The organism is Neobacillus sp. SRL179, from assembly GCF_984799095.1.
The window spans coordinates 4,965,735-4,980,225 of the sequence record NZ_OZ481792.1 but is presented as its reverse complement, the minus strand read 5'-3'; the positions used below and the strand labels follow the sequence as shown (position 1 = coordinate 4,980,225).

General features: G+C 41.8%; 14 protein-coding genes. 10 read left to right on the top strand and 4 right to left on the bottom strand.

Annotated elements, in window-relative coordinates; genetic code table 11:
• Positions 1 to 401: 401 nt before the first annotated feature.
• Both AC4E8C_RS24440 and AC4E8C_RS24435 read left to right on the top strand, forming a co-directional pair.
• Positions 402 to 1,559, top strand: coding sequence for an Alp7A family actin-like protein (locus AC4E8C_RS24440; protein WP_490209218.1), 1,158 nt, complete (start codon positions 402 to 404; stop codon positions 1,557 to 1,559).
• A gap of 8 nt (positions 1,560 to 1,567) precedes the next feature.
• Positions 1,568 to 2,155 carry a hypothetical protein gene (locus tag AC4E8C_RS24435; RefSeq protein ID WP_490209217.1) on the top strand — a complete coding sequence of 196 codons (588 nt, stop codon included), beginning with the start codon at positions 1,568 to 1,570 and terminating at the stop codon, positions 2,153 to 2,155.
• Between the two features lie 58 nt (positions 2,156 to 2,213).
• Here AC4E8C_RS24435 and AC4E8C_RS24430 read toward each other — a convergent pair whose 3' ends face one another.
• From AC4E8C_RS24430 to AC4E8C_RS24420, 3 genes are all read right to left on the bottom strand, one after another.
• A complete protein-coding gene (locus tag AC4E8C_RS24430; RefSeq protein WP_490209216.1) occupies positions 2,214 to 2,339 on the bottom strand; it encodes a DUF4023 family protein in 126 nt (41 codons plus the stop codon).
• Positions 2,340 to 2,450: 111 nt separating this feature from the next.
• Positions 2,451 to 3,683, bottom strand: coding sequence for a peptidase T (pepT, locus tag AC4E8C_RS24425; RefSeq protein ID WP_490209215.1), 1,233 nt, complete (start codon positions 3,681 to 3,683; stop codon positions 2,451 to 2,453).
• A gap of 792 nt (positions 3,684 to 4,475) precedes the next feature.
• A complete protein-coding gene (locus tag AC4E8C_RS24420) occupies positions 4,476 to 5,441 on the bottom strand; it encodes a nuclease-related domain-containing protein (protein ID WP_490209214.1) in 966 nt (321 codons plus the stop codon).
• A 203-nt stretch (positions 5,442 to 5,644) separates the two neighbouring features.
• Here AC4E8C_RS24420 and AC4E8C_RS24415 point away from each other — a divergent pair, with 203 nt between their 5' ends.
• The 4 genes from AC4E8C_RS24415 to AC4E8C_RS24400 are packed head-to-tail and all read left to right on the top strand — an operon-like array spanning position 5,645 to position 8,782.
• Positions 5,645 to 6,268, top strand: a complete 624-nt coding sequence (locus tag AC4E8C_RS24415; protein WP_490209213.1) for a TetR/AcrR family transcriptional regulator — start codon at positions 5,645 to 5,647, stop codon at positions 6,266 to 6,268.
• A gap of 13 nt (positions 6,269 to 6,281) precedes the next feature.
• Positions 6,282 to 7,166 carry an ABC transporter ATP-binding protein gene (locus AC4E8C_RS24410; protein WP_490209212.1) on the top strand — a complete coding sequence of 295 codons (885 nt, stop codon included), beginning with the start codon at positions 6,282 to 6,284 and terminating at the stop codon, positions 7,164 to 7,166.
• Between the two features lie 6 nt (positions 7,167 to 7,172).
• Positions 7,173 to 7,970 carry a DUF2705 family protein gene (locus tag AC4E8C_RS24405; protein WP_490209211.1) on the top strand — a complete coding sequence of 266 codons (798 nt, stop codon included), beginning with the start codon at positions 7,173 to 7,175 and terminating at the stop codon, positions 7,968 to 7,970.
• A 14-nt stretch (positions 7,971 to 7,984) separates the two neighbouring features.
• Positions 7,985 to 8,782, top strand: a complete 798-nt coding sequence (locus tag AC4E8C_RS24400; protein WP_490209210.1) for an ABC transporter permease subunit — start codon at positions 7,985 to 7,987, stop codon at positions 8,780 to 8,782.
• A 52-nt stretch (positions 8,783 to 8,834) separates the two neighbouring features.
• Here AC4E8C_RS24400 and AC4E8C_RS24395 read toward each other — a convergent pair whose 3' ends face one another.
• Positions 8,835 to 9,533: a hypothetical protein gene (locus AC4E8C_RS24395; RefSeq protein WP_490209209.1), complete on the bottom strand. Its 699-nt coding sequence runs from the start codon at positions 9,531 to 9,533 to the stop codon at positions 8,835 to 8,837.
• Positions 9,534 to 9,662: 129 nt separating this feature from the next.
• Between AC4E8C_RS24395 and AC4E8C_RS24390 the strand changes: the two genes are divergently transcribed.
• The 4 genes from AC4E8C_RS24390 to AC4E8C_RS24375 all read left to right on the top strand — a co-directional run bounded on the left by AC4E8C_RS24390 (position 9,663) and on the right by AC4E8C_RS24375 (position 14,490).
• A complete protein-coding gene (locus tag AC4E8C_RS24390) occupies positions 9,663 to 10,409 on the top strand; it encodes a gluconate 2-dehydrogenase subunit 3 family protein (RefSeq protein WP_490209208.1) in 747 nt (248 codons plus the stop codon).
• A gap of 66 nt (positions 10,410 to 10,475) precedes the next feature.
• Positions 10,476 to 12,191 carry a GMC family oxidoreductase gene (locus AC4E8C_RS24385; RefSeq protein WP_490209207.1) on the top strand — a complete coding sequence of 572 codons (1,716 nt, stop codon included), beginning with the start codon at positions 10,476 to 10,478 and terminating at the stop codon, positions 12,189 to 12,191.
• Positions 12,192 to 12,272: 81 nt separating this feature from the next.
• Positions 12,273 to 12,623: an ASCH domain-containing protein gene (locus AC4E8C_RS24380; RefSeq protein ID WP_490209206.1), complete on the top strand. Its 351-nt coding sequence runs from the start codon at positions 12,273 to 12,275 to the stop codon at positions 12,621 to 12,623.
• Between the two features lie 136 nt (positions 12,624 to 12,759).
• Positions 12,760 to 14,490, top strand: a complete 1,731-nt coding sequence (locus AC4E8C_RS24375) for an ABC transporter ATP-binding protein (protein ID WP_490209205.1) — start codon at positions 12,760 to 12,762, stop codon at positions 14,488 to 14,490.
• The last annotated feature ends 1 nt before the right edge of the window (position 14,491 follow it).

Below are 14,491 nucleotides of genomic sequence, written 5' to 3'. Positions count from 1 at the left end.
GGCACCCACCACTACTGGTTGGGTGCCTGTTTGTTGTTTAACCCAACGGCCATTTTTCCAAAAAACTCCTGTTTACATTTTTGTAGACACGTTTACATTCTGTGTACGTATTGTTTACAAATATGTTTACATGTATACAAATGTGTAAACACTCAATGTATACATGTGTACGAATGTGTATACATATTGATATAACAATAAGTAAACAAGCTTGTCTTACATGTTTACAAGAATGTCTACATCATGGTCAAAGTTTACAAAATGTTTACTGTTTTACACTTTCATTTCTTTTTTGTTAGTCTCATTGAACAATCTACCATTCTCCTATAGCCTTAAGATATATTCACTAGAAACGATTCATAAATCGAATCCCATCTATTAAATGAAAAGGAATGATGATTATGACAAAATCAAGGATTGCTGCTATTGACGTAGGCAATGACTCTATTAAGGCTATTTTTGGAGAATTAGAGGCAGAGGTAAATATTCCTAATATCATTGCTAGGGACACGGAAGATCGTCCTGTTATTGGGATTGAGGAACTCAATGAAAAAAACCCCCTAGATGGCATACATATCAAAGTCCACTCCCCTGCCCTCAAAGAAAACAATGTTATTTATCGAATTGGAAATCTAGCAACGAAAAGTAATAATGCGACTGAATTAGATCCTGGCAGCAGCAAGTCTGAAGAAGATCAAACCTTGATTATGCTGTTTGCGACACTAGCATTGGATGCGGTTAAGCTGGACAGCTTCCCCCGCACAAATGGTGTCGTCGATGCGACCTATACACTAGGAACGGGCCTCCCCCTTCGTGAAGTGAAAGAAGGAAAAGATGCTGGCTATCGTTCTAAATTAGTAGGCTCCGTTCACCAAGTTGAGTTTTTAGTTACGCCTAAATATCAAGGATTAAAGGTTAATATTAAATTTTCTGATGTAAAAGTATATCCGGAAGGCTTCGCGGCATTCATTAATCTTGTGATGGACAATAATTTAAAAGTCATTAACAAGGATCTGATTGATAAGCGGATTTTAATTCAAGACATTGGCGGGTTATCAACCGATATTGCTGTCATTAAAAATCGCAATGTTGATGATGATAAGGCCCAAGGCTTTAATTTGGGTGTTTCCGAATCATTAGAAGCGATTCGCGAAGAGATTAGAACGAAGCATGGCGTTGAGCTAGATAGCCGCCGTGATGTGGTGGATATTATTACGCGGAAAAATGATCGTAATCATATTATGGTCAAAGGCAGCAGAACGAGTGTACATGATATAACCGACCGCATTTTATTGGATTTAGCGAAAAAACAATATCGGTTACTTCGTAACGTGTGGCAGAAGAACTCACAAACAGAAATTTGTTATTTTGTTGGCGGCGGGTCACATGTTTTAAAGGACTACCTAAAAACATTAAATAATAATTTGGATGGTTATAATATTGAGTTTTTTGAAGATGACAAAGAAAGTATTTGGATGATGGCCAATGCCTATTATAAACTCATCATGGATTTTGTCAGAAAAACGGAGAAATCGAAAGAACCAGTCAAAACTAAATAGGTGATCGCATGAATAAGCCTGTCAATGAAATTAAGCGTGGCCAAGCTCTTTCCTTTCGGATCCCTTCTGATACACCTGAACATCTTATCAAACATTTGCAGAAGTTAAAGGAAACCGAGCGGAGAAATTTTTCAAGTAAAATTGCTGAATTTGTGCTGCAGGGGGTTAGTCATTCTTTTTCACGGGAAAAAGAAATGATTAGCATCCCGCTGCCAAAGAATTTAACAAAAGCAGAGCGTGATTGGTTAAAGCATGAGCACTCAGAGGCCTTACTAGGTACCATTGTTTATCAGCTTATTTCCAACCCGGTTCGTGCTACTTCGCTTTTAGCTTCTTTAACGAGTAACGCGGTGGATATTGATGAGGCCTTGTACTTACAGGAGGAGACCCCATTGCATTATGACGGGGATGACAGTGAAAAAGAAGTGGCTGCGGCTTTAGAGGAAGTGCCATTACCCGATTTTGAAGATGATTTAAGTTCGTTTGATTGGGAAAGTGCCAAGCAAAGTGAGCTGCCTGTGGTGGAAGAGGAAAATGAAGAGGAAGAAGATGTGGATGACCTCCTCGGAGGCTTTTTAGCGAATATGAATAAATGAGACTATGGAAAGGGGCATCCTCACTTTTTGTGACGGATGCCCCTTTTTCGCGTATGCATCAATGCTCGTTATTCGGTAATCGTTTACCTTTTTGACCATTGCTTTGACGCTGTTTATTTTGTTGATCTTTTTCCTGTCTTTCATGCAAATCTTTGACGAATTCATGTGTGCTTTTCTGATCCATGTTGAACCCTCCTTTTGGAAATCGAACCATTGTTAGTGTGACCAACAAAAGGAGAAATATGTAAAAGGAAAAGGCTGCCCCTTGATTTTAAAAGGGTCAGCCTTGTGAAAATTATGCCTTTTGCTCGGTTAGTTTGATAATTTCTATGACCGTTTGGGTTGCTTTAATCATGTTATCAACAGAGATAAATTCGAATTTGCCATGGAAGTTTTCGCCGCCAGTAAAAATATTAGGCGTTGGCAGCCCCATATAAGAAAGCTGGGAACCGTCTGTACCGCCGCGAATTGGTTTGGTGATAGGCTCGATATCCAAGCTCACCATCGCCTCATGAGCAATATCAACGATCTCCATGACGGGTTCAATTTTCTCTTTCATGTTGTAATATTGATCCTTTAATTCAAGCACGATCTTATCACTGCCGTATTTAGCTTGAAACTCATTCACAATGTTTTCGAGAGTTGCTTTGCGCTCATTGAACTTTTCTCTATCGTGATCTCTGATAATATACTGGAGATTGGTAAGCTCAACATCGCCATTAAAGGACAGCAAATGGAAAAAGCCTTCATAGCCTTCCGTGTACTCTGGTGCTTCTTGTGCTGGGAGCTTGCTATGTATGTCCATGGCAATCTTCATGGAATTCACCATTTTATCTTTTGCAGAACCCGGGTGGATGTTATTGCCCTTAATGGTAATTTTAGCGCCTGCTGCATTAAAGCTTTCATATTCCAGCTCGCCTAGTGGACCGCCATCGACGGTGTAGGCATACTTAGCATTGAAGGCCGTAACGTCGAACTTATGTGGTCCTCTGCCAATTTCCTCGTCCGGTGTGAACGCAACGCGGACCTTACCGTGTTTAATTTCGGGATGGTTGATCAAGTAGGCCATCGCGGTCATAATTTCCGTAACACCAGCTTTGTTGTCCGCACCGAGCAAAGTCGTACCATCTGTAGTGATTAACGTGTGTCCTTTGTAGCTTGGAAGGCTTGGGAAGTCTTTAGGTGATAAAATGACCTTTAAGGCCTCGTTTAAGACAATCTCTCCGCCATCATAGTTTTCTACGAGCTGTGGATTGACGTTTTTACCAGTGAAGTCAGTCGCCGTGTCAACATGGGCAAGGAAGCCAATCGTAGGTACGTCTTTATCAGTGTTAGACGGCAGGCTCGCCATAACATAACCATTTTCATCAATGGTAACCTCTTGCATGCCAATTTGCTTTAACTCATCCACCAACATGCGGAGCAATGTCCACTGTCCCTCTGTCGATGGGCAAGTTTCGCTGTTATCATCCGATTGCGTATCCACCTTCACATAGGAAGTAAATCTGTCAATTAGTTCGTTTTTCAAGGTTAGTGCACTCCCCTTTTTTGGTTATTATTCATGATTATCATATCACTTTGAGAGCGGTGTTACACATATTAAAGTGGAAATAGATGACAATCGGCGGATGCCGTGTTGCAACCGGCGGATAGCATGCAGCAACCGGCGGATAAGGAGAGCCAATCGGCGGATGTCCCACCTCAATCGGCGAAAGATGAATTAACTGGCGGATAGCATGGTGCAATCGGCGGATAAGGAGAGCCAACCGGCGGATGTCCCACCTCAATCGGCGAAAGGCGAATCAACCGGCGGATAGCGGGCTGCAATCGGCGGATAAGGAGAGCCAATCGGCGGATGCCGCACCTCAATCGGCGAAAGGCGAATCAACCGGCGGATAGCATGCGGCAACCGGCGGATAAGGAGAGCCAATCGGCGGATGCCGCACCTCAATCGGCGAAAGATGAATCAACCGGCGGATAGCATGCGGCAACCGGCGGATAAGGAGAGCCATCCAGCGGATGCCGCACCTCAATCGGCGAAAGGCGAATCAACCGGCGGATAGCATGCGGCAACCGGCGGATAAGGAGAGCCAATCGGCGGATGCCGCACCTCAATCGGCGAAAGGCGAATCAACCGGCGGATAGCGGGCTGCAATCGGCGGATAAGGAGAGCCAACCGGCGGATGCCACACCTCAATCGGCGAAAGGCGAATCAACCGGCGGATAGCGTGCTGCAATCGGCGGATAAGGAGAGCCAATCGGCGGATAAGGAGAGCCAACCGGCGGATGCCGCACCTCAACCAGCGAAAAGAGACTTTAGTTAGTCTTTGGTGATAAATTGAAACCCCTGCCCAGATTTTTTATTAGCCATATCAAGTACGTATGATCGATATCTGTACTCCCCTTCATGTTTTAAATTCATACTACGAAGAATTCGCTTAGCAGTATCAGGATCCTCTATCCCTAGAAACTCCCGACACTCTCTATTCGTAATACTCCCCCTAAAAATCAAAAACCACTCTCGTAGTGTCTGTTGGTGCGCCAAGTGGTCCACTGCATGGCAGGATGGACAAACCCATGTCCTCGGCATCTTCATCATGCCAAATGTGCCACACACTATACATTGCACCCCTCTTTTAAAATCCTTAAAAGGTATTTTATAGGTTTCACTAATAGGTTTCGGAATATATGGCTGGTGGCTGTTAAGAAGTTCTTTAGAGAGCCAATGAAAAGTATCATGATCTAATCCTTTTTTCTTTTGTGGAAGGCTCTTCATATAAGTGGGAATCAAACTGGGGAACAATAACTTGGTGTTTGTAGGGGGAACGGCCACTATTTGTTTGGGATAAGCAAGGACAACTGCACCGAAAATAGGAAGCTGAATGCTCTGGTGACGAAGCCAGTCACTAATTAAATTGCAATTCCTTTCTAACTGAACAACAGGGCTTTCAAATCCATCTTGGTGTCCATCGTCTCGAGTCCGGATTAATTGTGGTGGATTTTCCTTGAACTCCAATGTTCCGCCAATATTTTTAACCTCAAACACCACACCAAACCCTGGCGTCATGGCAAAGGTGTCCATTTGAAACCTTTCGTATACCGAGGGAGACAAGTCGTGAAAAATTTGATTTTTAAATAAAAATGAATGCCCTTGCAATACATCCGCAACCCTCTCCTCTCCGCCAATACCTGCCTCAACAGAAGATTGCTTTGCAGCCAGGACAGGATGCATGGGATGGCCAGCCATTAACCTATTTTGAGCGGTAATGAGACCTTCCAACGTCAACGAGGGATCCCTATTTTTAATCGTACTAATAATATTCACCTCCGATAAATGTGTCTTTCCCCTGTATGTTAGCACATTCAAAAAAACCAAACTACAAATGTCAATATTTTGTAAAAATTCATTTGTTGACCACACCAGTCAACGGAATTATAATGACTTCATTGACTAGTGTGGTCAACACCAAAAAAAGGAGGAAAGCCACCTTGTTTGAAAAATTTCTCAACCTAGATAAAGAAAAACAAGATCGAATCATCAATGCTGCGATTAAGGAATTCGCCCAGAAAGGATATGACCTGGCATCAACCAATGAAATGGTAAAGGAAGCAGGGATTTCAAAAGGATTGCTCTTTCATTATTTCCAAAATAAGAAGCAGCTGTTTTTATTTTTATTTGACTATGGGATTCAAATCATTACGGATGAATTTTACAAAAAGGTGGACTTAACAGAGCCGGACTTTTTCACACGAATTCGTAAATCTGTACTAATAAAAACCGAATTGTTGGCTCAATACCCGGATATTTTTAAGTTTATTGAAACAGCTTATTTGGATGACTCAAAGGAAATTAAAGTTGAAGTAGAAAATAAGACAAAAGCGTTGAGTGAGATCAATATCGGCAAGATTTACGACGGCATAGATATCTCCAAGTTCAGAGAGGATATCGATATTCAAAAAATCCTCAAGATTATAACGTGGACCTTTGAAAAAATAAGTGATGAAGAGTTAAAGAAGGCAAAATTAGCACCAGAACACGAAATTGATTACCCCAGCATGACCGCTGTCGCAGAAGAATACTTTGAGATTTTAACGAGGGTTTTTTATAAATAAGGGGGTCCGCACGATGAATGTGATTGAAATTAATAACCTAACTAAGACCTATGGCAAGGCAAGAGGGATAACGGACATCAGCTTTCAAGTCGAAGAAGGAGAAATTTTTGGCTTTATCGGGCCAAACGGTGCCGGTAAATCTACGACTATCCGGACGCTTTTATCATTAATCTACCCAACCAGCGGCAGTGCAACAATTTTTGGCAAGGATTGCATCCAATTTGCGCCGGAAATTAAAAAGGAAATTGGCTACCTGCCGTCGGAAGTTTTTTACTATGACAATATGAAAGTGAAGGATCTCCTAAACTATTCGGCTAGTTTTTATAAAAAGGATTGCCGGAAGCGGATTAAGGAATTGGCGGAAATCATGGACCTGGATCTCACTAAAAAAATTGATGATCTCTCCCTGGGAAATAAAAAGAAGGTTGGGATTGTTCAGGGACTGCTTCATGAGCCAAAGCTGATTATTCTCGATGAGCCGACTAGCGGCCTTGACCCGCTCATGCAGCAGAAATTCTTCGACCTTTTAGAAGCGGAAAATAGGAAAGGTGCAACGATTCTCTTTTCTTCACATATTCTTAGCGAGGTACAGCGTCTATGCAATCGGGTGGCCATTATTAAAGAAGGAAAAATTGTGACCGTTGAAAAGATTAGTACTTTACAAGAAAACAACTATAAAAAGGTGAAAATTGAAACGAAAACCATATTGGATCCCGCTTACTTCAATTTAACCGGTGTCAATAACCTTGAGGTAAACGACAACATAACTAGCTTTTTATTTAGGGGGAATATCAATACCGTTATGAAAAAATTAGCGGAAATTGACATTAGGAATGTTTGGATTGAAGAGCCCGATTTGGAGGAGATCTTTTTGCATTACTATGAAAAGGAGGCCTAGTAAGCTATGAATATCTTTCGTCATGAATTACAGGCGTATCGGAAGTCGACCATCATTTGGTCCATCTCTTTGGTTTTGATTATTGTGCTGTTTATGTCGTTTTATTCCTCCTTTGCAAAGGATGCGGAGGAGTTTATTAACTTACTGCAAAACTACCCGGAATCAATTAGGCAAGTATTTGGGATCAATTTGGATACCTTCTTTTCCATTCTTGGTTTCTATAGCTATCCGCTTACCTTTATTACACTGTGCGGAGCTATTCAAGCGATGAATCTCGGCACAAGTATTGTCAGTAAAGAGGTCCGTGAGAAAACAGCTGACTTTTTGTTAACGAGGCCTGTTACCCGTAATCAAGTACTGACTGCCAAGCTTCTGGCTGCAGTATCATCGCTTGTCATGACGTTTATCGTTTATTTTGCTGCAGCTAGTATCACCGCCCAGCAAGTGAAGAGGGACACGTTTAGTTTTAAAATTTTCTTTCTGCTGTCCTTAACGTTACTTTTTACTCAAGTTATTTTTTTAGCCATCGGCATTTTGATGTCGGTGCTTGTTCCCAAAATAAAATCCGTCCTGACGGTTTCGCTGGCGACTGTATTTGCCTTCTACTTCCTTGGTATGTTAAGTGCGACATCGGGTGATGAAGCGAAACGGTATCTTTCACCGTTTAAATACTTTGATAACAGCTATATTTTGGAACATGCCAGTTTTGAAATGCCATTTTTAATCGTGGGGGTAGTGATCATCATTCTGGCGATCGCGGCCAGTTATCTCGTTTATGTGAAAAAGGACATCCATGCCGTTTAAGGAGAGGGTTAAGTATGAATATCTTTTTAAAAGAATGTAAATCTCATCGTAAATCGCTCATCTTTTGGTGCATCGGTGTCTTCCTGATGGTTGCGTCAGGTATGAGTAAGTACGAGGCCTACTCATCTTCGGGTCAATCGATGAATACAATGCTGGCAGACATGCCGAAATCATTAGCAGCCGTATTAGGTTTCAATGACTTGGATGTCTCCAAGGCTAGCGGGTATTATGGCTTGTTGTTTCTTTATTTGTTATTGATGGCCACCATTCATGCGGCAATGCTCGGGGCCACAATCATTGCCAAAGAAGAGCGTGATAAAACAGCCGAATTCTTATTCGTTAAGCCAGTTTCAAGAAATAAGATCATCACTGCTAAACTGATGGCTGCATTGGTGAATCTCATCATCTTTAATCTTGTTACGTATGCATCGTCCCTCGTGTTAATGGGGAAATACAGCAACGGGGAAGGCATAAATGGAGATATCACGATCACCATGGCAGGCATGTTTATTTTACAAATTTTGTTTATGGTGATGGGCAGTGCCTTGGCTGCTGTAAAAAAGAAACCCAAAACCGCTGCTTCACAAGCGACGGCCATCTTGCTGCTCACCTATATCTTGTCGGTTGCTATTGATTTGAATGAACACATCAAACTATTAAAATTTTTTACACCATTTAAATACTTTGAAGCGAAAAATGTCATGTATGGCGGCGGGCTGGATGTCGTCTTTCTATTGATTTCTTTTGGATTAATTGCTGTGCTTTCCTATGTTACCTTTGCGTTTTATAAAAGAAGAGATTTACATGTATAGCCCTTTCCATAGAAAAAGACCGTCTTAGCGGTCTTTATTTTTATGAAATATATTATTTTTCGCGTGTCATTTTAATAAGTGAATTGATATCGCTGGATAACTTCGTATAGTTTGGTGTTTCCGATTTTATATTTGTTTTAATCCCATCAATTAGCGGCAGTGCAGCTGGATTTGTGATTGTTAATATCTGGACCTGACCGTTAAAGGCTTTACTCATCATATCTTTTGCTTTATCCATGTTGTCATCGTTATTCATCTTCTGAGTATCCACGCCATCAAGATTTCCTTTTCCGGAAGATCCAGATGTGTTTGTTAACACTTTATTTTGCATCTCATCGTATTGGGTCGAAGTGACTTCGTTCTGGGCCCGTGCGAGGATAATGGTATCATCCAGTACAAATACTTTTATGCCAGAGATTCCTTCCCCTGAAAGTCTTGATTCTAGATGTGAAGAGATTCCCCCATCATGCAAGCTGGAGCTTCCAATTAAGCTATAAACATTTGTCCCTAATCCGTTAGTGGTTTGGTGGTTTTTATTTGTGGTGACTTTCTTTCCACGATCCGTACTCGGGATGATATTGGGATTGTCGGTAGAACTATGAACATGACCATTCCCTTTTGTGTTTAGGGTATTATCATGGAGGTTTGCATTCTCCCCTGCTTTATTGTCATTTTGTTGCCCAGAACAACCTGTAAGAACGAGAATGGCAATAATAATAAAACCACCGTAAAAATTCCATATTCTTTGCATGTTTTTTCCTCCTTTTTTTTATTATTCTCTCCTTTCCCTTTTATAAGTATGAGTGGATTATTTTGGAACATAATAAAAAAAGCAGTTATTAAAATTTGGAAACAAGTAAAAATTCTGGAGGTGCCCATATTGGTTGAAGAAAACAAAGAAAATACAAAATCGGTATCAAGAAGGAGTTTTATTCGGAACGCCGGGCTGGCAGTTGGCGGATTAGCTGTTGGAGGCTTTGTCGGCAATCTGCTGTCTAAGGATAAAGATGAGAAAGAGACAAATGTTCCTCAGAAGACGGCGGCCGAGGATTTTAATCAAGCCCTCATGTATTTTACACCGGAACAATATAGTGTGGTCGAAGCAGCAACAGAGCGGATTTTCCCTGAGGATGATCATGGCCCGGGTGCAAAGGCATTAGGGGTGGCTTTTTTTATTGACCATCAATTAGCTGGAAATTGGGGCTTTAATGCCAGGGATTATATGCAGGCCCCCTTCTATCGTGGTGAAAAAGAGCAGGGATACCAAGGCCGGTTAAAGCGCAGAGATATTTTTGATATTGCCATCCGTGAAATTCAAAACCACAGTATGGCAGTTTACAAGAAGAACTTCACTGATCTTAAAGGAGAAGAGCAGGATGCCGTCCTCAGAGATTTTGAAGAGGATAAAGTCAAGCTAACGACTATTTCTCCGAGTGGATTTTTCCAAATGCTGAGAAGTGTCACCCTCGAGGGTGCATACAGTGATCCGCTTTATGGTGGAAATAAGGATATGAATGGCTGGAAGATGAGGAATTATCCAGGAAGCCAGATGGCTTATGCAGATATCATTGAGAAGGATTTTCAAAAGGTAACACCGCAAAGCCTAAAAAATCATATGAAACATTAGAAATTTGAAGAGAGCCTGAAAGTGTGAAGGTTATAAACTATTAATAATGAAGAAGGTGGAAGAAGTATGGCGAGAAAGCTGCCAAAAGTTGATGTAGTAATTATTGGTGTTGGTTGGGCGGGGGGTATTATTGCCTCAGAACTCACAAAAAAGGGATTAAAAGTGGTGGGATTAGAAAGAGGAAAAGAGCGGAAAACAGAAGATTATTTTATGATACATGATGAATTGCGCTATGCACTCCGCTATGAGATGATGCAGGATCTATCAAGGGAATCGATTACGTTTAGAGGTAATGAAAAGGTCCGGGCCCTTCCCATGCGGCAATATGGTTCCTTTTTGCTCGGTGACGGCTTAGGCGGTTCTGGTGTCCACTGGAATGGACAAACCTTCCGCTTTTTGCCATATGATTTTGAAATTTATAGTAAAACAGTGGAACGGTATGGAAAGAATAAAATTCCTGCAGGTATGGCTATTCAAGATTGGGGCATTACCTACGATCAGCTGGAGCCTTATTATGATAGGTTTGAAAAGCTCGCTGGTATATCGGGCGAGGAAAATCCACTTGCCGGGAAGCGGTCAGATAAATATCCCACACCGCCAATGAAAAAATCACCAGCGATCAGCATGTTTGAAAAGGCTGCGAAAAATTTGAAGCTCCATCCGTATATGATGCCATCTGCCAACCTTTCTGAATCCTATAAAAATCCAGATGGCATCCAAAGGGCGGCTTGTCAATACTGCGGGTATTGTGAGCGTTTTGGCTGTGAATATGGAGCGAAGGCTGATCCAGTTGTAACGGTAATTCCAGTTGCTAATAAAACTGGAAACTTTGAAATAAGAACCCACTCCAATGTGAGAAGGATTTTAAAAACAGGTAATAAGGCAACGGGTGTTATCTATACAGATGTTACGACAGGTGAAGATATTGAGCAGCCAGCTGATATTGTTGTTTTAACAAGCTATGTATTCAATAATATTCGCCTCCTGTTAATGTCCGATATAGGAAGACCATATGATCCTAATACTGGTACAGGTGTGATTGGAAAAAACTATGCCTACCAGGTGATTAAAGGAAATGCTGTCGGCTTTTTTGATGATAAAGAATTTAATACCTTCGCAGGTGCAGGTGCGTTGGGAATGGTTGTTGATGATTATAACGGGGATAATTTTGACCATAGTAATGTAAATTTCATTCATGGCGGTATGATCTCACTTGCACAAACAGGGTTAAGACCTATTCAAAACAACCCAGTTCCCGGCGGAAAACCAACCTGGGGCAAAGAATTCAAGGAAAAGTCCGTTAAATATGCCAATCGATTTTTATCAGTGGCCTCTCAAGGTTCTTCTATGCCATTTAAGCATCACTATCTAGATCTGGATCCAACCTATAAAGATGCCTTTGGAGACCCGCTTATTCGCATTACCTTTGACTTTGAAGAACAAGACCGCCAAATGGCAAAATACTTAGCAACAAAATGTACAGATATTCTAAAGGAAATGGGGCCAAATCATATTGATTCGATGAAAGACTTGGGTCCATATGATATTACGACTTATCAATCTACTCACAATACCGGTGGTGTCATTATGGGGGCTGATTCAGGAACTTCTGCGGTAAATAATTATTTACAAATGTGGGATGTCGATAACTTATTCGTGGTGGGAGCGTCAGCATTCCCGCATAACTCCGGTTATAATCCGACAGATACAGTGGGTGCCTTGGCCTATCGCGCAGCAGAAGGTATTTTAAAGTATCGTGATAAAGGCGGACAAGTTGTGTAACTGCTTGACCACAAATACTTTTATTTACTATAGAGACAGTGGTAAAATGGTAAAACAAGCCAATAAAAGGGAGAGATTTGAATGTCGCTTCAAAATGAAAACCAAGCATTGCCGCCTAAGACTTGTTCGGTTGATCGTTTAGTTACAATGAAAGCAGATGTTGAGAAGGTGCTTGCGGGAGAAAAAACAGCGACTCGCCGAAATGGCCGCTACGCGGACCCAGGAGAGATCATGACCCTTGAAGGGCGCCAGTTTGTTGTTGATAAGGTATATTCGCAGAGCTTAGGTGAGCTGACAGATGCCGATGCCCGCCGTGAGGGATTCGAAAGCGTTGAAGAATATAAGCAAACGATTCTTTCCTATCATAAAGGCATGCCATGGCTCCCGCAAATGCGCGTCTGGGTTCATGAATTCAGCCCTGTTCAAGAGTAATAATCAGGTTAATGAAAGTGGTCCATTTATACCATATGGACCATTTTTTTATTGTTGAAAGTATTTAATTGTGTTATTACGGTAAACGAAATTATAATAGCATTAAAACAATTGGCAGATCATTTGAGGTGGGAGTATGAAGTTTTTATCAAAATACATAAAGAAATATTGGAAGTCGTTTAGTATTGCCGTACTTTTTCTCACCTTTGAGGCCATTAGTGACTTGATGCAGCCTACGATCATGGCAAAAATTATTGATGAAGGTGTCGTCAATCGAGATATTCATTATGTCTTAAAAATGGGCGGTATGATGCTGCTAATTACGGCCTTAGGAGCGGTCAGTGCGTCGACGCGTAGTGTGATTGCCAGCATTGTTTCGCAAAATTTTGGGACAGAATTACGCTCCGATTTATATAAAAAAGTTCAAACTCTTTCCTTTAAAAATCTAGATAAATTTGACCGTGCTTCGTTAATTACCCGCCTGACAAATGATGTGACCCAGGTACAGGTGTTTGTTAACGGCTTGATGCGTATTTTCGTCAAGGCGCCTCTTTTAGCCATTGGCGGACTTGTCATGGCCACACGGTTAAATCTCCACTTATCTGTTGTATTAGCGGTGGTTGTTCCGATTGTAGCAGTATTGATTGTCCTTAACTTGCGCTTAGGCTTTCCCCGCTTTTCGAAGGTGCAGCAGGCTTTAGACCGAGTCAACTCTGTTATGAGAGAATATTTATCCGGTGTCCGTGTTGTGAAAGCCTTTAATCGCTTTGATGTGGAAATGGGCAAGTTCTCAGGGGCGAATGATCAGTTTAAACATCAATCGATCGCCGCAGGGCGCCTTATGGCGACGTTTAGTCCATTAATTATGTTGACCGTAAACCTCGGAATTGTCGTGGTTTTGTGGATTGGCGGCCTAGGGGTGGAGTCAGGTGATATCCAAGTCGGCCATATTATTGCCTTTACGAACTACATGACGCAAATATTATTTTCCCTGATGATGATCTCGATGGTATTCAATATGTTTGTCAGGGCAAGAGCCTCAGCTGGACGGATTGAAGAGGTATTTGTCCAAACGGATTCGATTACCTGGAATAGTCAGACCTTACCGCCGCCTCGTGGTCAAAAAGGAAGAATTGATTTTGAAGATGTGACGTTCGCTTATGAAGGAACAAGCGGTGAGCCCGTCTTGAAAAATATTAATCTTTCTATCCTCCCTGGGGAAACGGTGGGGATTATTGGTTCCACTGGCTCGGGAAAAAGTACGCTCGTAGGGCTGATCCCCCGCTTCTATGATGTCACGAGCGGTACTATTAAAGTAGATGGCCAGGATATTAAGCAAATGAATCCGAAAATTCTCCGAGAAAAAATTGCAATGGTCCCACAAAAAAACATTTTATTTACCGGTAGTGTCGCGGAAAATATCCGCTGGGGAAAAGAGGACGCCACTGAGAAAGAAGTGGTGGCTGCCGCAGCCATTGCGGGGGCTCATGACTTTATTACGGCTTCACCAGAGGGCTATCAAACGGGGATAGGCCAAAGCGGGGTTAATTTTTCAGGCGGACAAAAGCAGCGGATTTCTATTGCCAGGGCATTAGTCAAAAAACCAGATATTTTAATCTTAGATGACAGTACAAGTGCGGTCGACGTGGCAACCGAGGCAAAAATAAAAGCAGCCTTGAAAGAATATGCGAATGGCCTTACCTGCTTATTAATTGCCCAGCGGATTACCTCGATCATCGATGCGGATAAAATCATCGTTTTGGATCAAGGTGAATTGGCGGGCATGGGCACTCACCATCAATTAATCGAAGACTGCCGTGTTTATCAAGAAATCTATCAATCACAAATGGGTAAGGAGGTTTTATAAC

Coding starts and splice junctions, on each gene's coding strand:
- AC4E8C_RS24440 (WP_490209218.1), top strand. CDS start 402: ATGACAAAATCAAGGATTGCTGCTATTGACGTAGGCAATGACTCTATT.
- AC4E8C_RS24435 (WP_490209217.1), top strand. CDS start 1,568: ATGAATAAGCCTGTCAATGAAATTAAGCGTGGCCAAGCTCTTTCCTTT.
- AC4E8C_RS24430 (WP_490209216.1), bottom strand. CDS start 2,339: ATGGATCAGAAAAGCACACATGAATTCGTCAAAGATTTGCATGAAAGA.
- AC4E8C_RS24410 (WP_490209212.1), top strand. CDS start 6,282: ATGAATGTGATTGAAATTAATAACCTAACTAAGACCTATGGCAAGGCA.
- AC4E8C_RS24405 (WP_490209211.1), top strand. CDS start 7,173: ATGAATATCTTTCGTCATGAATTACAGGCGTATCGGAAGTCGACCATC.
- AC4E8C_RS24400 (WP_490209210.1), top strand. CDS start 7,985: ATGAATATCTTTTTAAAAGAATGTAAATCTCATCGTAAATCGCTCATC.
- AC4E8C_RS24395 (WP_490209209.1), bottom strand. CDS start 9,533: ATGCAAAGAATATGGAATTTTTACGGTGGTTTTATTATTATTGCCATT.
- AC4E8C_RS24385 (WP_490209207.1), top strand. CDS start 10,476: ATGGCGAGAAAGCTGCCAAAAGTTGATGTAGTAATTATTGGTGTTGGT.
- AC4E8C_RS24380 (WP_490209206.1), top strand. CDS start 12,273: ATGTCGCTTCAAAATGAAAACCAAGCATTGCCGCCTAAGACTTGTTCG.
- AC4E8C_RS24375 (WP_490209205.1), top strand. CDS start 12,760: ATGAAGTTTTTATCAAAATACATAAAGAAATATTGGAAGTCGTTTAGT.